General features: G+C 65.1%; 20 protein-coding genes and 1 tRNA gene. 10 read left to right on the top strand and 11 right to left on the bottom strand.

What is annotated here, in order from left to right; genetic code table 11:
* Positions 1-64: 64 nt before the first annotated feature.
* From Y882_RS04960 to Y882_RS04950, 3 genes are all read left to right on the top strand, one after another.
* On the top strand, positions 65-688 hold the full coding sequence (locus tag Y882_RS04960) for a TetR/AcrR family transcriptional regulator (protein ID WP_046970789.1): 624 nt from the start codon (positions 65-67) through the stop codon (positions 686-688).
* A 75-nt stretch (positions 689-763) separates the two neighbouring features.
* Positions 764-3,148, top strand: a complete 2,385-nt coding sequence (locus tag Y882_RS04955) for a 3-hydroxyacyl-CoA dehydrogenase/enoyl-CoA hydratase family protein (RefSeq protein ID WP_046970788.1) — start codon at positions 764-766, stop codon at positions 3,146-3,148.
* A gap of 112 nt (positions 3,149-3,260) precedes the next feature.
* Positions 3,261-4,469, top strand: coding sequence for an acetyl-CoA C-acyltransferase (locus Y882_RS04950; protein WP_046970787.1), 1,209 nt, complete (start codon positions 3,261-3,263; stop codon positions 4,467-4,469).
* Between the two features lie 211 nt (positions 4,470-4,680).
* On the opposite strand, the gene Y882_RS04945 is transcribed toward Y882_RS04950, so the two are convergent.
* Complete coding sequence (locus Y882_RS04945; RefSeq protein WP_046970786.1) at positions 4,681-5,064, bottom strand: YidH family protein; 384 nt, start codon at positions 5,062-5,064, stop codon at positions 4,681-4,683.
* 127 nt (positions 5,065-5,191) lie between these two features.
* Here Y882_RS04945 and Y882_RS04940 point away from each other — a divergent pair, with 127 nt between their 5' ends.
* From Y882_RS04940 to cycA, 3 genes are all read left to right on the top strand, one after another.
* Positions 5,192-5,731, top strand: a complete 540-nt coding sequence (locus Y882_RS04940) for a DUF2058 domain-containing protein (protein WP_046970785.1) — start codon at positions 5,192-5,194, stop codon at positions 5,729-5,731.
* A gap of 71 nt (positions 5,732-5,802) precedes the next feature.
* Positions 5,803-6,540: a 2OG-Fe(II) oxygenase gene (locus tag Y882_RS04935; RefSeq protein ID WP_046970784.1), complete on the top strand. Its 738-nt coding sequence runs from the start codon at positions 5,803-5,805 to the stop codon at positions 6,538-6,540.
* Between the two features lie 70 nt (positions 6,541-6,610).
* A complete protein-coding gene (cycA, locus tag Y882_RS04930) occupies positions 6,611-8,023 on the top strand; it encodes a D-serine/D-alanine/glycine transporter (protein WP_046970783.1) in 1,413 nt (470 codons plus the stop codon).
* A 133-nt stretch (positions 8,024-8,156) separates the two neighbouring features.
* On the opposite strand, the gene Y882_RS04925 is transcribed toward cycA, so the two are convergent.
* The 4 genes from Y882_RS04925 to Y882_RS04910 all read right to left on the bottom strand — a co-directional run bounded on the left by Y882_RS04925 (position 8,157) and on the right by Y882_RS04910 (position 11,351).
* A tRNA-Gly gene (locus Y882_RS04925) sits at positions 8,157-8,232 on the bottom strand.
* Between the two features lie 60 nt (positions 8,233-8,292).
* The gene (gene pgsA, locus Y882_RS04920; RefSeq protein ID WP_046970782.1) at positions 8,293-8,901 is read right to left on the bottom strand and encodes a CDP-diacylglycerol--glycerol-3-phosphate 3-phosphatidyltransferase; all 609 of its coding nucleotides are present in this window, start codon (positions 8,899-8,901) and stop codon (positions 8,293-8,295) included.
* A gap of 129 nt (positions 8,902-9,030) precedes the next feature.
* Positions 9,031-10,860, bottom strand: a complete 1,830-nt coding sequence (uvrC, locus tag Y882_RS04915) for an excinuclease ABC subunit UvrC (protein WP_046970781.1) — start codon at positions 10,858-10,860, stop codon at positions 9,031-9,033.
* 17 nt (positions 10,861-10,877) lie between these two features.
* Entirely contained in the window at positions 10,878-11,351 is a 474-nt protein-coding gene (locus Y882_RS04910) for a low molecular weight protein-tyrosine-phosphatase (RefSeq protein ID WP_046970780.1), read from the bottom strand.
* A gap of 164 nt (positions 11,352-11,515) precedes the next feature.
* Between Y882_RS04910 and Y882_RS04905 the strand changes: the two genes are divergently transcribed.
* Both Y882_RS04905 and Y882_RS19910 read left to right on the top strand, forming a co-directional pair.
* The gene (locus tag Y882_RS04905) at positions 11,516-11,929 is read left to right on the top strand and encodes an energy transducer TonB (protein WP_046970779.1); all 414 of its coding nucleotides are present in this window, start codon (positions 11,516-11,518) and stop codon (positions 11,927-11,929) included.
* 57 nt (positions 11,930-11,986) lie between these two features.
* The gene (locus Y882_RS19910; RefSeq protein WP_156171322.1) at positions 11,987-12,145 is read left to right on the top strand and encodes an LPXTG cell wall anchor domain-containing protein; all 159 of its coding nucleotides are present in this window, start codon (positions 11,987-11,989) and stop codon (positions 12,143-12,145) included.
* Between the two features lie 4 nt (positions 12,146-12,149).
* Here Y882_RS19910 and kdsB read toward each other — a convergent pair whose 3' ends face one another.
* From kdsB to Y882_RS04880, 5 genes are all read right to left on the bottom strand, one after another.
* Entirely contained in the window at positions 12,150-12,923 is a 774-nt protein-coding gene (gene kdsB, locus Y882_RS04900; RefSeq protein ID WP_046970949.1) for a 3-deoxy-manno-octulosonate cytidylyltransferase, read from the bottom strand.
* Between the two features lie 211 nt (positions 12,924-13,134).
* A complete protein-coding gene (gene aroA / locus Y882_RS04895; RefSeq protein ID WP_046970778.1) occupies positions 13,135-14,436 on the bottom strand; it encodes a 3-phosphoshikimate 1-carboxyvinyltransferase in 1,302 nt (433 codons plus the stop codon).
* 42 nt (positions 14,437-14,478) lie between these two features.
* Entirely contained in the window at positions 14,479-15,567 is a 1,089-nt protein-coding gene (gene pheA, locus Y882_RS04890; protein ID WP_046970777.1) for a prephenate dehydratase, read from the bottom strand.
* 79 nt (positions 15,568-15,646) lie between these two features.
* On the bottom strand, positions 15,647-16,732 hold the full coding sequence (gene serC / locus Y882_RS04885; protein WP_046970776.1) for a 3-phosphoserine/phosphohydroxythreonine transaminase: 1,086 nt from the start codon (positions 16,730-16,732) through the stop codon (positions 15,647-15,649).
* 88 nt (positions 16,733-16,820) lie between these two features.
* On the bottom strand, positions 16,821-17,588 hold the full coding sequence (locus Y882_RS04880) for an FHA domain-containing protein (RefSeq protein WP_046970775.1): 768 nt from the start codon (positions 17,586-17,588) through the stop codon (positions 16,821-16,823).
* A 161-nt stretch (positions 17,589-17,749) separates the two neighbouring features.
* Between Y882_RS04880 and Y882_RS04875 the strand changes: the two genes are divergently transcribed.
* Both Y882_RS04875 and infA read left to right on the top strand, forming a co-directional pair.
* Positions 17,750-18,025 carry a polyhydroxyalkanoic acid system family protein gene (locus Y882_RS04875; RefSeq protein WP_046970774.1) on the top strand — a complete coding sequence of 92 codons (276 nt, stop codon included), beginning with the start codon at positions 17,750-17,752 and terminating at the stop codon, positions 18,023-18,025.
* Positions 18,026-18,106: 81 nt separating this feature from the next.
* Positions 18,107-18,325 carry a translation initiation factor IF-1 gene (gene infA / locus Y882_RS04870; RefSeq protein WP_019466733.1) on the top strand — a complete coding sequence of 73 codons (219 nt, stop codon included), beginning with the start codon at positions 18,107-18,109 and terminating at the stop codon, positions 18,323-18,325.
* 165 nt (positions 18,326-18,490) lie between these two features.
* Here the strand turns inward: infA and Y882_RS04865 are convergent.
* The coding region (locus Y882_RS04865) for a YadA family autotransporter adhesin (protein WP_046970773.1) at positions 18,491-20,839 on the bottom strand (2,349 nt) is incomplete at its 5' end.

The raw sequence follows: 20,839 nt of genomic DNA, 5'->3' as shown, positions 1-20,839 counted from the left end.
ACGGGCGCAAATCGTCCCGCGTATCCTCAAACGATCGTTTGATTCCTGCCCGGGGTTGCGCACCATGTCAGTCTCCAGTGCTTCCATGCCGACCAAGGAGCGCATTCTCGGCGCCGCTGAGGAATTGTTCGCCCGGCACGGCTTCGAAGGGGCCTCCCTGCGCCAGTTGACCGCCGCCGCCGGGGTCAACCTGGCCGCGGTGAACTACCACTTCGGCTCCAAGGACCGCCTGATCGAAGAGGTGTTCCGCCGCCGCCTTGACCAGCTCAACGGCCGCCGCATGGCCGCCCTGCAAAAGATCGCCGGCGAGCCGGGCACCACCATCGAGGACGTGCTGGCGGCCTTCATCGTGCCTGCACTGGAGCTCTCCCACGATGGCAACGGTTCGCTGTTCATGCGCGTGCTCGCCCGCGCCTTCGCCGAACACGACGACACCCTTCGCAAGTTCCTGTCGGACAACTACGGCCACGTGATGCGCCAGTTCACCGCGGAATTCGCTCGCCTGTTGCCCCAGCTGAGCAAGGAAGAACTGTACTGGCGCGTCGACCTGGTGACCGGCGCGCTGACTCACGCCATGTCGGGCTTCGGCATGATCCAGCGCAAGAGCGACGTGCCCGAAGAGCGCCATCGCGCGCAGACCGCCGAGCACCTGATCCGCTTTGCCGCCTCCGGTCTCAAAGCCCCCTGATTTGCCCCAACCACTCCCCTCGGCCGCTCGCGGCCGTTCGTCTCACTACCAGCGTTTCGCATTACGGAGAAGCCAATGACCGCTCCATCCACCCCTAAAGCGCTACGAATCCGCAAGGCCGCGGTACTTGGCGCCGGCGTCATGGGCGCGCAGATCGCCGCGCACCTGAGCAACGCCGGCGTCGAAACCGTGCTGTTCGACCTGCCCGCCAAGGAAGGTCCCAAGAGCGGCATCGCGCTGAAGGCCATCGCCAACCTGCAGAAGCTCTCGCCTGCCCCGCTGGCCGACAAGAACGTCGCTGCCACGCTGATCCCGGCCAACTATGACGAGCACCTGGATCATCTGAAGGACGTGGACCTGGTGATCGAAGCGATCGCCGAACGGATGGACTGGAAGCTGGATCTCTACAAGAAGATCGCGACCCACCTGTCGCCGACCGCAGTGATCGCGTCCAACACCTCGGGCCTGTCGATCAACCAGCTGGCCGAGGCGCTGCCGGAAGAGATGCGCCACCGTTTCAGCGGCGTGCACTTCTTCAACCCGCCGCGCTACATGCACCTTGTCGAGCTGATCCCGACCAAACTCACCAACAAGAACGTGCTGGAAGGCCTCGAGGCCTTCCTCACCACCGCCCTCGGCAAGGGCGTGGTGTATGCGAAGGACACGCCGAACTTCATCGGCAACCGCATCGGCGTGTTCTCGATGCTGGCCACCATGCATCACACGCAGCAGTTCGGCCTGGGCTTCGACACCGTCGATGCGCTGACCGGCCCGGCCGTGGGCCGTCCCAAGAGTGCGACCTACCGCACCGCCGACGTGGTCGGCCTGGACACCATGGCGCACGTGATCAAGACCATGGCCGACACGCTGGCCGATGATCCGTGGCACGAGTACTTCAAGGCGCCGGTGTGGCTGTCCGCGCTGATCGAAAAGGGCGCACTGGGCCAGAAGACCGGCGCCGGTTTCTACCGCAAGGCGGGCAAGGACATCGTCGTGCTCGACGTGGCCAAGCAGGATTACCGCCCGTCCGAGCAGAAGGCTTCCGACGAAGTCGCCGCGATCCTCGCCATCAAGGATCCGGCCGAGAAGTTCGGCAAGCTGCGCGCGTCGAATGATCCGCAGGCGCAGTTCCTGTGGGCGACCTTCCGCGACCTGTTCCACTACAGCGCCTATCACCTGGCCGACATCGCCGATACCGCGCGCGACGTCGACTTCGCCATCCGCTGGGGCTACGGCTGGAAGCTCGGTCCGTTCGAGACCTGGCAGGCCGCCGGCTGGCAGCAGGTAGCGGGCTGGATCGCCGAAGACATCGCCGCCGGCAAGGCCATGAGCAAGGCGCCGCTGCCGGCGTGGGTGACCGATGGCCGCAACGGCGTGCACGGCAAGGACGGCTCCTGGTCCGCGGCCGAAGGCAAGAACAAGCCGCGTTCGCAGCATCCGGTGTACCAGCGCCAGTTGTTCCCCGATCCGATCCTGGGCGAGAAGTTCGACCAGGGCACCACGGTGTGGGAAAACGAGGGCGTGCGTCTGTGGACGCTGGGCGACGATGGCGTCGGCATCATCTCGTTCAAGACCAAGATGAACACGGTCAACGACCATGTGCTCGATGGCGTGCAGCAGGCGATCGACGTCGCCGAGCAGCAGCTCAAGGCCGTGGTGATCTGGCAGACCGGCGAGCCGTTCTCGGCTGGCGCGGACCTTAAGGGTGCACTGGGTCTGCTGCAGGCCGGCAAGTTCGACGACTTCGAGAAGATGGTCGCCAACTTCCAGGCCACCAGCATGCGCATCAAGCATTCGCTGGTGCCGGTCGTGTCCGCCGTGCGCGGCCTCGCCCTGGGCGGCGGCTGCGAATTCCAGATGCATTCGGCCCGCACCGTGGCGGCGCTGGAAAGCTATATCGGCCTGGTGGAAGCAGGCGTGGGCCTGTTGCCGGCCGGTGGTGGCCTGCACGAACTGGCCATCCGCGCGGCGAAGGCCAACCCGGAAGATCCGTTCGAAGCGCTGAAGAAGGTATTCGAGACGGTCGCCATGGCCAAGGTCTCCGGCAGCGCGATGGAAGCCAAGCAGCTGGGCCTGCTGCGCGACAGCGACATCGTCGTGTTCAACGCCTATGAGCTGCTCTATGTCGCCAAGAAGGTCGCGCTGTCGCTGGCCGAAAGCGGCTGGCGTCCGCCGATGATGGCCCGCAACATCCCGGTCGCCGGCGATGTGGGCACGGCCACGTTCCAGGCATCGCTGGCCAATCTGGCGGAAGGCTATTTCGCCTCGCCGCACGACGTGGCGATCGCCACGCGCATCGCGGACACGCTGTGCGGCGGCAAGATCGAGCGTGGTTCGCAGGTGGACGAGGAGTGGCTGCTGCAGCTGGAGCGCAAGCACTTCGTGGAGCTGGCCAAGACTGAAAAGACTCAGGCCCGCATCGCGCACACCATGACCACGGGCAAACCATTGAGGAACTAGTGAGCGCGCAAGCGCGCAGGAGTGAGAAGCGAGAGAGAGCCCCGCTTCCTCTCACTACTCACTCCTCTCCCCTCACTACTTTTCCATCCTCGCCTGATATCTGGAGTTCCCCATGAGCAAGCAAGTGCAAGACGCCTACATCGTCGCCGCCACCCGCACGCCGGTCGGCAAGGCGCCGCGCGGCGTATTCCGCAACACCCGTCCGGACGACATGCTCGCCCACGTGATCCGCGCCGTGATGGCGCAGGCGCCGGGCATTGATCCGCATCGCATCGAAGACGTGATCGTCGGCTGCGCCATGCCCGAAGCCGAGCAAGGCATGAACGTGGCGCGCATCGGCGCCCTGCTCGCCGGCCTGCCGTACACGGTGCCGGGCGTCACCATCAACCGCTTCTGCTCGTCGGGCGTGCAAGCCATCGCCATGGCCGCCGACCGCATCCAGCTCGGCGTGGCCGACCTGATGATCGCGGCCGGCACCGAGAGCATGAGCATGGTGCCGATGATGGGCCACAAGGTGGCGATGAACCCCGCCATCTTCGCCAACAAGGAAGATGTCGCCATCGCCTACGGCATGGGCATCACCGCCGAGAAAGTCGCCGAGCAGTGGAAGATCACGCGTGAGCAGCAGGATGCGTTCGCGGTGGAAAGCCATCGCCGCGCGCTGGCCGCCATCGCCGCCGGCGAGTTCAAGGACGAGATCACTCCGTTCCAGCTCGACGACCATTACCCCGACCTGGCCACGCGCGGCATCAAGACCGACAGCCGCCTGATCGACACCGACGAAGGCCCGCGCGCCGGCACCACGCTGGAAGTGCTGTCCAAGCTCAAGACGGTGTTCCGCAACGACCGCTTCGGCGGCTCGGTGACGGCCGGCAACTCCTCGCAGATGTCCGACGGCGCCGGCGCATTGCTGCTGGCCAGCGAAAAGGCGATCAAGGAATTCAACCTCACCCCGATCGGCCGTTTCGTCGGCTACTCGGTGGCGGGCGTGAAGCCGGAGGTCATGGGCATCGGCCCGAAGGAAGCGATCCCCAAGGCGCTCAAGCAGGTGGGCCTGACCAAGGACCAGCTGGACTGGATCGAACTCAACGAGGCCTTTGCCGCGCAGGCGCTGGCCGTGATCGGCGATCTGGGCCTGGACCCGGCCAAGGTGAACCCGCTGGGCGGCGCCATCGCGCTCGGCCACCCGCTGGGCGCCACTGGCGCCGTTCGCGCCGCCACCCTGCTGCACGGCATGCGTCGCCGCAAGCAGAAGTACGGCATGGTGACTATGTGCATCGGCACCGGCATGGGCGCGGCGGGCGTGTTCGAGGCGCTTTGATCGTCCGGTTTGCGCAGTAAGCGAAACGGCGCCGTAGCGATACGGCGCCGTTTTTTTGTGGCTGCAAGACGGCACACCACTGCCATAGCCTCGCCCCCTCACCGTCATTCCTGCGAAAGCAGGAATCCAGTGCCTTCTTTTCTTGTGGTGCCTCCAAAGACGCTGGATTCCTGCTTCCGCAGGAATGACATTGTCGTTGCCTGGATTCGGCTCAACTCAGCGCCGCAATCTGCCTTGCCACGTACATGGTGAGAAAAATCGCCATCAGCACCAACAGCACGGCCATACCCCGGGCCGTCCACGAGTCGCCATACATCGAGGTATCGGCTGCCTCGATCGCCTTGCGATTGCGATAGAAGCGAATCGTGGCGCCCACGATCATCAAGGCTCCCACCAGCAGCAACCCCAGGCCCAGCCATTGCGACGCTTGCGTATGCAGGCCCTCGGTCACCTTGGTGGCGGCACGCAAGGTGAACAGCAGGAAGATGTCGAAGCGCTCCAGCAGGAAGCCGAACGCCATCACCGAGATGGCGGTGCGCACCCAGGCGAGATAGGTGCGTTCGTTGGCCGAATGGTCGGTGAAATGGGGGATCACGGCACATCCTTAGGTGAGGAACCCTGCCCGCCCGCATCATGCCACGACGCGTCTCCCCCGGCCCCGGATCGAGTCGGGCCGGAGCCGCGCTACAATCCCCGGGCTATGTTTTCCGGACGCTCCACGCATGCGCAATCCCCTGCAGGAACAGCTACTCAAGGCCGGCCTCGCCAAGAAGGGCAAGGTCGATCAGATTGCCCGCGAACAGGCCAAGCAGCGCCAGGGCAAGCCTGTCGCGTCCGAGGCCGCCGAAAAGATCGATACCCAGCGCCTGCAGGCCGAGCGCGCCGAACGCGATCGCGCTCTGGCCGCCGAGCGCAATGCGCAGGCCCATGCCCGCGAGATCGCCGCCCAGGTGCGCCAGATCATCGATGCCAACAAAGTGAAGCGCGAGGGCGAGATCAGCTACCGCTTCAACGACGGCGAGAAGATCCACAGCGTGCTGGTAAATGAAACCCTGCGCACCCAGCTGGCCAAGGGCACGCTGGTGATTGCCCGCGCTGGCGACAGCTATGAACTCTTGCCGCGCGCCGCGGCGGACAAGATCCGCGAGCGCGACGCCAGCGTGATCGTGCTGGACCACGGCCAGGCCGCGGACACCAGGCCGGCCAGTGAGGACGATGAGTTCTACAGCCAGTTCAAGGTGCCCGACGACCTGATCTGGTGATGCGCAAGAAACGGAGTGTGGCAGCGGTCGGCGGCGGCTAGTTTTGAGGTTACGCCAACTGACTTGCCACCATGCACGCACAACTCGCCAACTCGCCCAACCAGCCACTTGTCTCGCGCATCGAGGCCATCGATTGGCCGACCCTGCTGGCGGATCTCGTTGAACGCGGCAGCACAGTGATTCAAGGCTTGCTCGACGCCGAATCCTGCCGCGACATCGCCGCCCACTACACCGACGAGTCGCGCTATCGCAGCCGCGTGGTGATGGCTCGCCATAATTTCGGACGGGGCGAATACAAGTACTTTCGCTATCCCCTGCCCGATCCCGTGCAGCAGTTGCGTGTCGCGCTCTATCCGCAGCTGGCGCCGCTGGCCAACCAATGGAACGCCCGCATGGGCATCGACGTGCAGTATCCGGCCACGCACGAGGCCTTCCTGGCCCGTTGCCACGACGCCGGCCAGACGCGGCCCACGCCGCTGCTGCTCAAGTACGGCCCCGGCGACTACAACTGCCTGCATCAGGATCTTTACGGCGAACACGTGTTTCCGCTGCAGGTGGCGATCCTGCTGTCGGAACCCGGGCGCGACTTCGCTGGCGGCGAGTTCGTGCTCACCGAACAGCGTCCCCGCATGCAGTCTCGCGTCGAGGTGGTACCGCTGCGCCAGGGCGACGCGGTGATCTTTGCGGTCAACCAGCGTCCCGTCGCCGGCACTCGCGGTTCATATCGAGTCACCATGCGTCACGGCGTGAGCCGCGTGCGCAGCGGCCAGCGTCACACGCTGGGTGTCATATTCCACGACGCCATCTAGGTAGGCAGCACGACCAGGTGCGTATCCTTTAGGATGGACGCTTTCGACCATCGAAAGGATCGTGCCGCCTATGCAGAACCACGAACCGACCGTTGCGAGCGGCCAACCCGAACATCACCTGCAGCGAAATCTGCGCAACCGTCACCTGCAGCTGATCGCCATCGGCGGCGCCATCGGTACCGGCCTGTTCATGGGTTCGGGCAAAACGATCAGCCTCGCGGGCCCATCGGTGATCTTCGCCTACGCGATCATCGGCAGCGTCCTGTTCTTCATGATGCGGGCGATGGGCGAGCTGCTGCTGTCCAACCTGAACTACAAGTCGTTCGTCGACTTCAACTACGACTTGCTCGGCCCCTGGGCGGGCTTTTTCACCGGCTGGACCTACTGGTTCTGCTGGGTGGTCACCGGCATCGCGGACATCGCCGCCATCACCGGCTATATCCAGTTCTGGGCGCCGCACGTGCCGTTGTGGCTGCCCGGATCGGCCTGCATTCTCCTGCTGCTGGGCCTGAATCTGCTGACCGTGAAGCTGTTCGGTGAAATGGAGTTCTGGTTCGCGCTGGTGAAGATCATCGCCATCGTCGCGCTCATCGCCGTCGGCATCGTGCTGATCGCGATCGGCTTCACCTCGCCCACCGGTGCCAAGGCGGCCGTATCCAATCTGTGGGCGAATGGCGGCTGGTTCCCGCACGGCGGTTCAGGATTCATGGCAGCGTTCCAGATCGCCGTGTTCGCCTTCGTCGGCATCGAACTGGTGGGTACCGCATCGGCCGAAGCGCGCGATCCGGAAAAGACCCTGCCCAAGGCGATCAACTCCATTCCCATCCGCGTGATCATCTTCTATGTGCTCGCCTTGCTGGTGATCATGACGGTCACGCCATGGAACGAAGTGGCGCCCGATCGCAGCCCGTTCGTGAACCTGTTCATGCTGATCGGCATCCCGATCGCCGCCAGCCTGATCAACTTCGTGGTACTCACCTCGGCGACGTCCTCGGCCAACAGCGGCATCTATTCGACGGGACGCATGCTCTACGGTCTGTCGGCAGGCCGGCTCGGCCCCAAGCCATTTGCCAAGCTGAGCAACAACAACGTGCCGGCGAACGGTCTGGCGTATTCGTGTTTCCTGCTTTTCATCGGCGTGTTCCTGCTCTACCAGGAAGGCGACGTCATGAAGGTCTTCACCATCGTCACCACGATTTCGAGCATCTGCTTCATCTTCGTGTGGTCGCTGATCATGATCGCCTACATGCGCTACCGGAAACTGCATCCGGAACGCCACACGACGTCGATCTTCAAGATGCCCGGCGGCGTGGCGATGTGCTGGATCGTGCTCGCCTTCTTCGCCTTCGTGCTGTGGGTGTTTGCGCAGAAGCAGGACACGCTGCAGGGCCTGATCTATACGCCGATCTGGTTCGTTTGCCTGGCCATCTGCTACCCGCTCTACCGCCGGCAGGCGATCGAACATCGCAAAGAGACCCATTGACGGCGCGACGCATGGCGGCGCGCGGCCCAGGCCCGCGCCGCCACGGCAGGTTCAGGGTCCGGATCGCGGGCATAAAAAAACGGCCACCAGGGCCGTTTTTTTTGTGAATGGCGATGCTTCCATTCACTGAATCTGGAGCGGGAAACGAGACTCGAACTCGCGACCCCGACCTTGGCAAGGTCGTGCTCTACCAACTGAGCTATTCCCGCATCGGAGTCGCGCATTGTAATGGCTAATCCGCAGCCGTCAAGCACCTGTCACACAGAAAGTCAGTCTTCGTTACGGGGCAGCGGATGGCCCGAGCCGTCGCCCTTCAGGCTGGGCCAGGCGGCGCGCAGGTAGTACAGGCCCGACCAGATGGTGAGGATGCCGGCGATCACCAGCAGCCCCTCGCCGATGTGATACAGGCGCAAGGCCTCGGCGTCTTTCTCGTGCTGAACGATCAGCACGATCAGCGCCACCATCTGCATGGCGGTCTTGAGCTTGCCGATGAAAGCCACCTTGATGGTGGCGCGCATGCCGATCTCGGCCATCCATTCGCGCAAGGCGGAGACGCTGATCTCGCGCCCCACGATAATCGCCGCCGTGATCGCCATCAGGATGCCCGGCCAGCCGCCGCGGTGGGTTTCCACCAGCAGGAACAGCGTCACCGCCACCATCAGCTTGTCGGCCACCGGGTCGAGGAAGGCGCCAAAGGCCGAGGTGAGATTCATGCGCCGGGCGAGATAGCCGTCCAGCCAATCGGTGATGGCCGCCAGCGCGAACACGATGGCCGCGGTGATGTTGTGCCCCGGGAACTGCCAATAGAACACCACCACCATCACCGGCAACAGCAGGACGCGAAACAGGGTCAGCCAGGTGGGCAGGTTGATGTGCATAAATCCTTTCCGGTTTGCAGCAGTCAGCAGGGCAGCTTGTGGATCAACGACATCATCGACCATGCGCGCCTTCGATCATGCACGATTGTGGCGTACGCCGGCATGACCGTCTGCATCGACTCGCACGGATCAGCCATGGAGTGCAGCATAAATGCGTTCGGCCAGTCCGCGATCAATGCCTTTCACGCGGGTGAGTTCCTCCACGCCGGCCGCCTCCACGCCGGCGAGACCGCCAAACGCCTTGAGCAGGGCCGAGCGGCGGCGCGCACCGACCCCGGCGACATCCTCAAGCACGCTGCGCTCGCGCGCTTTCTCGCGCCGCTTGCGATGACCCGTGATGGCAAATCGATGCGCCTCGTCGCGCACGGCCGCCACCAGGTGCAGCGCCGGCGATGACGGACCCGGATGCAGGTTGCGGCCCGAATCGGCCAGCACCAGCGTTTCCTCGCCGGCGCGCCGGCCCGGGCCCTTGGCCACGCCCACCACATGGATGCCGGTCACGCCTAGCTCACGCAGCACAGCCAAGGCCTGCGCCACCTGCCCGCTGCCGCCGTCGATCAGCAGCACGTCGGGTCGCGCGCCCTCGCCTTCGGCCAGTTTGCGGAAGCGGCGCACCAGCGCCTGATGCATGGCCGCGTAGTCGTCGCCGCCGGTGATGCCGGTGATATTGAAGCGGCGGTAGTGCGATTTCTCCGGACCTTCCGGGCCAAACACCACGCAAGACGCCACGGTGAGCTCGCCCTGCGTGTGGCTGATGTCGAAACACTCGATGCGCCGCGGCGGCTCGTCCAGCTCGAGCAGCTTCTGCAGATCGTCGAAACGCGCGCCCAGGGTCTGCCGGCTGGCCAGCCGGGCCGTCAGCGATGCCTGCGCGTTGCGCTCGGCCATCTGCAGGAAACGCGCGCGTTCCCCGCGCACGCTGGATTTGAGCTCGACCGCGTGGCCCGACTGCTGCGCCAGCATCTCGCCGAGGATCTGCTGGGTGGGCAAGGTTTCACCCAGGATCAGCTCGCGCGGCACCGGGCGGTCCAGGTAGTACTGCGCGATGAACTGTTCCAGCACGTCAGACGGTTCGGCATCCAGCGGCAGGCGCGGGAAGAAATCGCGCGTACCCAGACTGATGCCGTTGCGGAAGAACAGCACGCTGACGCAGGCCATGCCCGCCTCGATGCGGCAGGCAAGCACGTCCATGTCCGCGCTCGCGCCCTGCACATGGTGCTCTGCCTGCAGCTTGCGCAGGGCCCCGACCTGGTCGCGGAACGAGGCCGCGCGCTCAAATTCCAGCGCCTTGCTGGCCTGCTCCATCTGGCCGGCCAGCTCGTCGATGACCGCACTGCTGCGGCCTTCGAGGAACATTTCCGCGTGACGGACGTCGTTGCGATAATCCTCGACCGTGACCAGCTGCACGCACGGCGCGGTGCAACGACCGATCTGGTGCTGCAGGCAGGGCCGCGAGCGGTTCTTGAAATAGCTGTCCTCGCACTGGCGCACCTTGAACAGCTTCTGCATCAGGTTGAGGCTTTCGCGCACGGCGAAGGTGCTCGGGTACGGCCCGAAGTAGCGCCCCGGCAGGTTGCGCGCACCACGATGAAAGGCCAGCCGCGGATAGTCCTCGCCGCCGGACAGATAGATGTACGGGTAGCTTTTGTCGTCGCGCAGCAGGATGTTGTAGCGCGGCTTGAGCGACTTGATCAGCTGCGATTCGAGCAGCAGCGCCTCGCCTTCGGTGCGCGTGATGGTGATCTCGGTCCGCGCGATCTGCGCGACCATCGCCGCGATGCGCGGCTCCATGCGCGGCTTGAGGAAATAGCTGCCGACGCGCTTCTTGAGGTTGCCGGCCTTGCCCACGTACAGCAGCTCGCCGTCCTCGTCGAAATAACGATAGACGCCGGGCGACGTGCTGAGATTTTTGACGAAAGCCTTGCCGTCGAAGGCTTGCGGCGGCGGTGTGGACTGCATCGTGTGATTCTATCCGTTCACCGCTGCCGCAGGCGGGCGATCAGGCCATCCACGCCCTGCTCCGCCAGCGCCACGGCATGGCGAAAACCTTCCGTATCGCCAAAGTACGGATCGGGAAACTCCTCCGGCGCGGCCACGCCTGCCCACGGCAGGAACAAGGCAGGCGCCGTGCCACCCGACCGCCGCAGCCCCTCGAGCGTCTCCAGGTTGTCCCGGTCCATCGCCAGCACCCAGTCGAACGCCTGGAAATCGTCCGCCCGCACCTGTCGCGCGCGATGCGGCGACAAGTCATAGCCCGCCTCTGCGGCCGCCTGCAGCATGCGCGGATCGGCGCCCTTGCCGATATGCCAATGGCCGGTGCCGCAGGAGGCCAGCGAAAGCGACAGGCCGGCCTGCGCCGCGCGCTGGCGCGCCACCGCTTCCACCAGCGGCGAACGGCAGATATTGCCCAAGCAGACAAACAAAATGGACGGGACCGCCGCGGTTTTCATCAGTAATCACGTCCTCGTCGCGACGCCCTGGCGCAGGGATCGCATGAAAACCCGAAATGGCTGCGGAGAGGGCCGCAATCAAGTCCTGCGGTAGTGACCAAAGTCACGATTGTTGTGTAACGCGAAGTCTGCCTATGCTTGCGCGGTCCACAGGGAGGAAGAAAGTGAATCGCAAGCTCTTTACGATAGCGGCCGCCGCCATGCTGCTGTGCCAGGCGGCCATCGCGGGAAGCGCCGGGCAAGACGCGCCGGCTCCGGCAGCCGCCTCGTCCACGGCGGGGGCCAGCGGCAACACCGCGGGCGATCATCCGGCGAGCATCGACGAGGATCGCCCCCAGCCCGCCCCGCGTTTTTCCGCCGCCATGAAGAACAACGCCGGCACCGGCACGGTGGTAGTGATGGTGCAGGTCGGCCCCGACAACAAGGCCAAGTCCTTCCACGTGATGATGTCGTCAGGCTCCAAGGCCCTGGACGACGAGGCCATTCGCACGGCGAAGGGCTGGTCGTACAAGTCGGCCGTCAAGAACGGCGCGCCTGCCGATGGCTATGTGCAGGTGCCGATCAGCTTCAACAAGTAATCGGAGCCGTTCCCTGTCGACGGTCGCCCGTCGGCAAGACGGCTCGGAGTAGCGCTCGTGGGCTGCCTGCCACTCCCCATCCTGTTCGTGCTCGGCTTTCTGATCGGCCGCGCCGTTGCCGGCGACAACGGCGCCCTGTGGGGCGCCGGCATCGGGCTGGGGGTGGGTCTGGTCCTGGGCGGCCTGTTCGTGATGCTGATACGTCGCCGGCGCTGACGGCTCAGCGCTGGGCCAGCCAGCGCTCCGCACGCTCAAGGTCGGCCTCGGTATCGATGCCCGGCGGAAACGGCTCGGGCGTCAGCCGCGCGGCGATCGCAAAGCCGTGCTCGAGCACGCGCAGCTGCTCCAGCGATTCGGCCTGTTCCAGCAGCGTGCGCTCAAGCGTGGTGTAACGCTTGAGGAAGCCCGCGCGATACGCGTAGATGCCGATATGGCGCAGGAACGGCACGTTTGCCGGCAACACGTCGCGATCGACCGCAAACGCGTCGCGCGCCCACGGCAGCGGCGCACGGCTGAAGTACAGCGCCCGTCCGCTGGCCGAACGCACCAGCTTGACGACGTTGGGATCGAACAGTTCGTGTGCGTCGGTAATCGGCGTGGCCAGCGTGGCCATCGGCGCATCGTCCTCGGCCAGCGCGCGCGCCACTTCGCGGATACCCGCCGCCGGCGCGAACGGCTCATCACCCTGCAGATTCACCACGATGGCGTCGTCGGGCCACGCGTAGAACTCGGCGCATTCGGCCAGGCGATCGCTGCCCGAGGCGTGGTCGCTGCGGGTCATGCATACGTCCACACCATGTCCCTGCAAGGCATCGGCAATGCGTTGGTCGTCCACCGCCACCACCACCTGCGTGGCGCCAGCCTCAAGCGCGCGCTGCGCCACCCGCACGACCATCGGCACGCCGGCAATCTCGCGCAGAGGCTTGGCCGGCAAGCGCGTGGAGCCGTAGCGGGCGGGAATGGCGACGATGAAGGATGGGGTGGCAGTGGGCATGGCGATCTCGAAGCGGACGGCCAAGGGTAACGTGAGGACCTCAGGTTCGCCTACGCCTGTAGGAGCGCACTGGTGCGCGACCGCGGCACATCGGCAGGCGCCGGTCGCGCACAAGTGCGCTCCTACAAGGGTTCAGAGTGTCTATTGTGGGAGCGCACCCTGTGCGCGACTGAGGGTGCCCCAGTCGCGCACAGGGTGCGCTCCCACATGGTCACTCCTCGAGGAGGAAACCGCAGCCGTTGGCAAGCTCAAGGAAGCCAGGGAACGATGTGGCGACGTTCGCGCAATCGTTGATGCGCACCTCGCCATCGGCGATCAACCCCGCCACCGCAAAACTCATCGCAATACGATGATCACCATGGCTCTCGATCGTGCCGCCATGCAGGGGACCGCCGTGGATGGTGGCGCCGTCAGGCGTTTCATCGATGACGGCACCGAGCGCCCGCAGTCCCGTAGCCATCGCTGCCAGGCGATCCGATTCCTTCACGCGCAGTTCGGCCGCACCGCGCACCACGGTGTTGCCCGTGGCCGCCGTGGCCGCGACGAACAGCGCGGGGAATTCGTCGATCATGTCCGGCACCAGCGCCTCGGGCAGTTCGATGCCGTGCAGCGGCGCATGGCGCACCAGCAGATCGCCGACCGGCTCGCCGCCGCTCTCGCGTTCGTTTTCGACGCGGATATCCGCCCCCATCAGGCGCAGCGCCTGCAGCAGGCCGGTGCGGCGTGGATTGAGGCCCACCGCCGGCAGGCGCAGCTCGGCACCCGGCACGATGCTGCCGGCGACGAGGAAGAACGCTGCCGACGAGAAGTCCGCCGGCACGTCCACTGCCGTGGCGCGCAAGGTGTGTCCGCCACTCAATCGCGCACGTCCCGGCGCGAAATCGATGGGCCAGCCAAACGCCGCCAGCATGCGCTCGGTGTAGTCGCGCGTGGGATGCGGCTCGATGACTTCGGTGTCGCCTTGCGCATACAAGCCAGCTAGCAACAGCGCCGACTTCACCTGGGCGCTCGCCACGGGCAAGGTATAGGCGATGCCCTGCAGCGTCTGCCCGCCGCGCACCTGCAGCGGCGGAAGGCCGTCCTGCGTATCGATCTTCGCACCCATGCGGGCCAGCGGATCGGTCACGCGGCGCATCGGACGTTTGGACAGCGATTCGTCGCCGATCAACGTGCTATCGAAAGCCTGTCCTGCCAACAATCCTGCCAACAGACGCATGCCGGTGCCGGCATTGCCGCAATCGAGCAACTGCGTGGTTCCTTTCAAACCGTGCAGTCCAACGCCATGCACCAGGCGTTCGCCATCGGCCGGTGTTTCGATGCGCACGCCCAGCTGCTGCAGCACCGCGGCCGTGGCGCGCGTGTCTTCGCCTTCGAGGAAACCACGGATATGAGAAGCGCCTTCCGCCAGCGCACCGAGCATGAGCGCTCGGTGTGAAACGGATTTATCGCCAGGCACGCGCACGCTGCCCTTGAGCGCGCGCGCGGGGTGACTGGTCCAGTCGAGTCGGGTCACGAAACATTCTCCAGCGGCTGCCCAGTGGCGGCCTAAGTTCTATCAGGGCAGCGCCACCGGGTAGGAGCCGAGCACGCGCACCTGCGCGGCGGCTTCGCCCATTTCCTTCATCGCGGCCTGCATGGGCTCGTCGTTGATGTGACCGGAGACATCGATGAAGAAGGCGTACTGCCACTTGCCCGAATGCGCCGGACGCGATTCGATGCGATTGAGGCTGATGTCGTGTTCGGCAAACGGCTTGAGCACGTGATACAGCGCGCCCGGCTTGTCGTTCACAGTGATCAGCAGCGAGGTGCGATCGTTGCCGGACGGCGGGAACAGCGAGCGGCCGATGACCAGGAAGCGCGTAGTGTTGTCCGCGCGATCCTCGATGCCTTGAGCCACCGTCTTCAGTCCATACACGCGGCCAGCGGTTTCACCGGCAATCGCAGCAACGTCATCGGCGTGACGCGCCATGCGCGCCGCCTCGGCATTGCTGCTCACCGCCACGCATTCGACGCCGGGCAGATTGATGCGCAGCCAGGTCTTGCACTGCTGCAGCGACTGCGCGTGCGCGTAAACGCGCTTGATGCCTTCCAGCTTGCCCTGCATCGAATGCAGGCACTGATGCACGCGCAGCTCCACTTCGCCGCAGATGGTGGCTTCGGAAGTGAGGAACATGTCCAGCGTGACCTGGATCATGCCCTGGCCGGAATTCTCCACCGGCACGACGCCGAAATCGGCGTGGCCCGCCGCCACTTCCTGGAACACTTCCTCGATGCTGCCCAGCGGCAGGCCGTACGCGGCGTGGCCGAAATGCTTGCGCACGGCCTGTTCGCTGAAGGTGCCCTCGGGGCCGAGAAAACCGACCTTGAGCGGATCCTCCTGGGCCAGGCACGAGGACATGATTTCGCGGAACAGCCGCACCATCTCCACGTCGGTCAGCGGACCATCGTTGCGGTCCACCACCATGCGCAGCACGTGGGCTTCGCGTTCCGGGCGGTAATAGTCGATCGCCGAAAGCCCCTCGCCCTTCACGCGGGCCACTTCCTGCGCCCAGCCGGCGCGCTCGGAGATCAGCTGCTGGATCTGCTGATCGATGCTGTCGATGCGCTCGCGCACATCGGAAAGCGAGGATTTCTTATCGGTCATGTCGTGGGCTGCGCAAGCTACGGAAGTCCAAATGGGAATCGGGGATAGTCCTTGATGTACGACCAGGCGTGCAACGGTTTCATCCGTGACGATGCGCGAAATCGCGCATGAAGCCCACCAGCGCCTGCACGGCCTCAAGCGGAACCGCGTTGTAGAGCGAGGCGCGCATGCCGCCCACCGCCTTGTGTCCCTTGAGCGCGAGCAGGCCGGCTGCTTCGGACTCCTTGAGGAAATCCGCATCCAGCGCGCTGTCGTGCAAGGTGAACGGCACATTCATGCGCGAGCGCGAGTCCAGCGCCACCGGATTGCGATAAAAACCGTTGGAGTCGTCGATGGCGCCATACAGGAGCGCAGCCTTGGCCGTGTTGCGCTCGCCGATGGTGGCCAGGCCGCCCTGCTCCTTCAGCCACTGGAAGGTGAGGCCCGCCAGGTACCAGCCCCAAGTATTGGGCGTGTTGAGCATGGAATCGTTGGCGGCGTGCTCGGCATAACGGAAGATCTTCGCCATCGGCCGCGTGGCGCGCTCCAGCAGGTCGCGGCGCACGATCATCACGACCAGGCCCGAGGGGCCGATGTTCTTCTGCGCGCCGGCGTAGATCAGCCCGAATCTGCTGACATCGATGGGCCCGGAGAGGATGTCCGACGACATGTCCGCCACCAGCGGCACGTCGCCCACCTGCGGAATATCGTGGAATTCCACGCCATGAATGGTTTCGTTCGGCGTGTAGTGCACGTAGGCGGCACGCTCGTCGAGCTGCCACGTCTCGCGTGGCGGCAGGCGCATGTAGTGCTCGTCCTTGCTGCTGGCAGCCGCGTTCACTTTGACGTACGGAGCGGCCTCGCTGGCGGCCTTTTCGCCCCAATGGCCGGTCACGATGTAGTCGGCGCTATCGCCGTCACCGGCCAGATTCATCGGGATTTGCGCGAAATGCTGGGTGGCGCCGCCCTGCAGGAACAACACGGCGTAATTCTCGGGTACAGCCAGCAGCTCGCGCAGGTCGTTCTCAGCCTGCTTGGCCAGGCCCATGAAGGCCTTGCCGCGATGAGACAGCTCCATCACCGAGGCGCCGCAGCCCTGCCAATCCAGCAATTCGCGCTGGGCGCGCTCGAGCACCGGTTGCGGCAATGCAGCCGGGCCAGCGCTGAAATTCCAGAGTCTGCTCACTGACGACGCCTTTGAAGGAACATCGCCGCATTATGCCGCGTCGCAGCAACCGCGAGTCAACCAAGGTTGACCATGTCTCGGAACTGCCTCAGAAACGCACCAGCAAGGCCACCGCAATGCCCAGGGCGAGCACCGCGGCGGTAGCGATCAGCCACCAGACTTCGCCGCGCGGGCCGGCATCTTCTTCGGGCAGGTGCGGACGCTCCGGCTCCGGCTGGATGATCTCCGGCTCCGGCTCCAGCCCCGGCGCATCGACCACGAAGCGGTGCATGCCCAGGCCCACCTGGTCGCCGGGCCGGAGCGCGGCCTGGGTCACCGGCACGCCGTTGACGCGCAGGGGATAGCGCTCGGACTGCTGCCCGGCCTCGAGCATCAGCTGGCCGTCGCGCCAGAACACCACCAGCGAAGCCGTCTCGCCCTGCGGGAGCTCCAACGGAACGCGCCCATGCGGGCCCAAGTCCAGCTTGTCCTGCAGGGTCAGCACCCGACCGGACAACGGCCCCGCCACCGCACGCAACGCCACCGTGCAACGCCCTTCGGCCGGCACGGTCACGGGCAGATTGTGGGCGGGCTCTTCCTCCGCACGCAGCAGCATGCGGCAATCGCCGACGCTCAGGATGTCGCCGGCGCGCAGCAAGGCCTTTTCACGCACCGGGCGCGCATTCACGTAGATGCGGTTGCCCTGGGGCAGGACCTGCAGCACCCAGCCGCGGCGATCCAGCTGGATGCGCAGGTGATAGGTGCCGGCCTGATGCGCGGCCAGGATCAGGTCATTGTCCGGCGCACTGCCGATGCGCAGCGCCGGCCCGTCCCAGTGGAAATCCTCGCGGGGCGAATTGGGAAACTCGATGCGCATCTGTGAACCAGTCGATGGACGGGCGGGACTCTAGCAGATGCCTACGTGGTTAAGGATGCTCTGAACTCGTGCACGAGCCTCGCTGGCAGCGCCCATCGCGCTGCTGACGGCAGTTCCGGGTGGTCTGGCTTACCATGTGTCTTTGCCTCCGAGGAACGCCCATGCCCAAGATCGACATCCGCCGCCCCCATCAGCTCTCCGTGACCGAGGCCCGCGCGGTGGTCGACAAGGTGGCAGCCCGCATGCACGAAAAATTCGGCATGGAGGGCCAGTGGCAGGGCGACATCCTGCGTTTTTCCCGTCCGGGCGTGAACGGCAGCATTGCCGTGGGCACCGACGCCATCCAGGTCACGGCCGAGCTGGGCATGATGCTGGCGCCCCTCAAGGGCATGGTGGAACAGGAGATCCGTCGCAAGCTGGATGAGCATTTTGGCTGATGATTCTTTAACCATTGGAACTTCCGTGGCATAATCGACGGATTAAGCAGCCACGACGGCTGCCCTGCCCCCACGGAACGCATGGCCAAAGACGACGTCATCGAAATGGAAGGTACGGTCCAGGAGACCCTGCCCAACACCATGTTCCGCGTGCAGCTGGAAAACGGCCACGTCATCACGGCCCATATTTCCGGCCGCATGCGCAAGCATTACATCCGCATTCTTACCGGCGACAAGGTGAAGGTCGAAATGACCCCCTACGACCTGACCAAGGGTCGCATCACCTACCGCATGAAATAATCGCTCCTCTGTAGGAGCGCACTTGNNACAAGTGCGCTCCTACAAGGTATGGCACCACGAAGGCCGCGCCATGACGCGGCCTTTTTGTTTGCCCTTTCTTCGACACCAACAAAAACGGCGCCGTATTGCTACGGCGCCGTCCTCTTGTGCAGCTAAAACCCAGCCTTACCAGTTGTAGCTGGCGCCCACACCCACGCCGGCGTCGCCCTGGGAGGTGGCGCTGACGTTGAGCTTCACGGCAAATTTGCCCGTGGCGCTCATGGCCGACATGCTGACCGCCACGCTGGACTGGCCACGGAAGCTGCCCACGCCGGCACCGATGGAGTGACCACCATTCACCACCGCCTGCGGGATGGCGGACATCGCCATCGCCGAGGCCACGCCGCTGTTCGCCTGCCGGCCCATGTTGCGAACCTGCTGGTCGGTGTAGCTCTTGGACCAGTCGGCCACCTGCTGCACCTGGCCCACCGTGGCCGCGTCCGATGCCGACGTACCCGGGGCCACGTTGTGGATCACCGCCGCATTGCCGCCACCATTCAAGGTCACGCTGGTGCTGCCATCGGCGTTGGTGTCATAGGTCACCGCCGTATTGGTCGAGCCATCGGCATTCATCACACCTGCGGCCTTGAGCTGGCCTACGTTCACGGCGTCCGTGTTGGCCGTACCGGCCGCCACGTTGGTGAGCTGACGCTCATGGCCGGCCGAGCCCACCGACACGCTGTTGCTGCGGTCGGCGACCGAATTGGCGCCCAGGGCCACGCTGTTGTCAGCCGACGCCACTGCAGCATTGCCCAAGGCCGTGCTGTTGTTGCCGGACGCCACGGTGCCGTTGCCGCCAGCCGTCGACTTGCTGCCCGAAGCCACCGGCTGCGTGCCGTTGCTGTCCTTGCTGACCTGGAACATGCCGCTCTGACCGTTGGTGATGTTGGTGACATTGCTCACGGCGCCAGCCATGTTGTTCACCGTGTTTTCCACGTTGGTCACGCGGCCATCGAGGTTGTTGACGGCCTGGTTGGTGGCGTTGAGCTGACTGCCGTTCACCGCATCCGTGCTGGTGGCGGACAGGTTGCCGGCCGCCACGTTGGTGATCTGGCGTTCCTGCCCTGCCGAACCCACCGATACACTGTTCGCACGATCAGCCACCGAACCGGCACCCAGCGCCACGCTGTTGGCCTGGCTGGCCTGCGCGCCGTTGCCGATCGCCACCGCATTGGCTGCGGAAGCCTTGCTGTTGCCGCCCACGGCCACGCTATCTGTGCCCGCAGCGCTGGCGCCCGCCGCCGTCGAATTGACCTGCACGTACTTCAGGCCACCGGTGTTCATGTTGTTGATGGTGCTGTTGATGTTGGCGATATCACCGGTGTTCTGCGCCACCTGCTGGTTGGTCGCATACAGCTGCGAGCCGTTCACCGCATCGCTGCTGGTCGCCGACAACGCACCGTCCTTCACATTGGTCACCTGCACCGGTGTGCCGGCATTGCCCAGTGTCACCTTGTCGTGGGCCGCGGAGTCGTACTTCACCGCGTCAGCGAGCTGACCGTTCATGCCGGTGATGGTGCTGTTGATGTTGGTGATGTCGGTGGTGTTCTGCGACACGCGGCCGTCGAGATTGGTCACCGCACTGCCCACATTGTTGACCGTGGTGATGGTGCCGTCCGCCTGGTGCACGACGTAGCTCGGTGCCGAGATGGAACCGTCGCTGTTCACCGTCGAGCCGCCGCCGATGGCATTGGCCACCGACTGGCTCGCGCCGTACAGCTGACCGCCGTTGACGGCATCCTTGCTGCCAGCAGCGACCGTGCCGTCGGCCACGTTGAGCAGCTTGCGAGCGCCCGTGGTGCCCTGGAAATCGACCGCCGCACCGTCGGTGCCCTTGCCCACCGTAAGGTTGGCACCGGCAGCCGCCTGCTGCACCAGACCGATCGTGCCGCTGTTGATCTGGGTGTTGATGGTGTTGATGTCGGAGGTGTTCTGCACGACACGGCCATCAATGTTGCTTACCGCAGTGCCCACGTCGTTCGCCGTGGTGACGGTGCCGTCAGCGTTGTGCATCGTGTAGCTCGGCGCCGTGATGGCACCGGTGCTGCTGCTGTAGCTGGCACCGCCGCCCAGCGCCGCCGCCGTCGTGCTGCCCTGCTGGTCGGCCTTGCCTTCCACGCGGGTCACGCTGGCGTTGGTGGTGTTGAGCTGCGACATGTTCACCGCATCGGTCGCGGCCACGCCAGCCGTCACGTTCTTCAGGGTGCGGGTGTTGCCGTTCTTGTCGGCAAAGTCGACCGCCACGCCGTCGGTGGCCTTGCCCACCGTGAGGTCGGCACCAGCCGCCGCCTGCTGCACCAGGCCCACGGTACCGCCGCTGATGTTATTCACCGTGGTCTGCAGGTTGCTGATCGAGGTCGTGTTACCCGCAATGTCGGTGGTGTTCTGGGTCACCTGCTGGTTGGTCGCGTACAACTGCGAGCCGTTCACCGCATCGGTGCTGGTAGCGGACAGCGCACCGCTCTTCACGTTGGT

The organism is Dyella japonica DSM 16301 (assembly GCF_001010355.1).
In the GTDB taxonomy this organism is placed as follows: Bacteria; Pseudomonadota; Gammaproteobacteria; order Xanthomonadales; family Rhodanobacteraceae; genus Dyella; species Dyella japonica.
This window is presented reverse-complemented; position numbering and strand designations above follow the sequence as displayed.

Bases quoted from the DNA above. Each gene is read 5' to 3' on its own strand.
- Y882_RS04940 (WP_046970785.1), top strand. From the start codon at position 5,192: ATGCGCAATCCCCTGCAGGAACAGCTACTCAAGGCCGGCCTCGCCAAG.
- infA (WP_019466733.1), top strand. From the start codon at position 18,107: ATGGCCAAAGACGACGTCATCGAAATGGAAGGTACGGTCCAGGAGACC.
- cycA (WP_046970783.1), top strand. From the start codon at position 6,611: ATGCAGAACCACGAACCGACCGTTGCGAGCGGCCAACCCGAACATCAC.
- pgsA (WP_046970782.1), bottom strand. From the start codon at position 8,901: ATGCACATCAACCTGCCCACCTGGCTGACCCTGTTTCGCGTCCTGCTG.
- Y882_RS04935 (WP_046970784.1), top strand. From the start codon at position 5,803: ATGCACGCACAACTCGCCAACTCGCCCAACCAGCCACTTGTCTCGCGC.
- pheA (WP_046970777.1), bottom strand. From the start codon at position 15,567: ATGACCGATAAGAAATCCTCGCTTTCCGATGTGCGCGAGCGCATCGAC.
- Y882_RS04960 (WP_046970789.1), top strand. From the start codon at position 65: ATGTCAGTCTCCAGTGCTTCCATGCCGACCAAGGAGCGCATTCTCGGC.
- kdsB (WP_046970949.1), bottom strand. From the start codon at position 12,923: ATGCCCACTGCCACCCCATCCTTCATCGTCGCCATTCCCGCCCGCTAC.
- Y882_RS04880 (WP_046970775.1), bottom strand. From the start codon at position 17,588: ATGCGCATCGAGTTTCCCAATTCGCCCCGCGAGGATTTCCACTGGGAC.
- Y882_RS04875 (WP_046970774.1), top strand. From the start codon at position 17,750: ATGCCCAAGATCGACATCCGCCGCCCCCATCAGCTCTCCGTGACCGAG.
- uvrC (WP_046970781.1), bottom strand. From the start codon at position 10,860: ATGCAGTCCACACCGCCGCCGCAAGCCTTCGACGGCAAGGCTTTCGTC.
- Y882_RS04955 (WP_046970788.1), top strand. From the start codon at position 764: ATGACCGCTCCATCCACCCCTAAAGCGCTACGAATCCGCAAGGCCGCG.
- Y882_RS04910 (WP_046970780.1), bottom strand. From the start codon at position 11,351: ATGAAAACCGCGGCGGTCCCGTCCATTTTGTTTGTCTGCTTGGGCAAT.
- Y882_RS04950 (WP_046970787.1), top strand. From the start codon at position 3,261: ATGAGCAAGCAAGTGCAAGACGCCTACATCGTCGCCGCCACCCGCACG.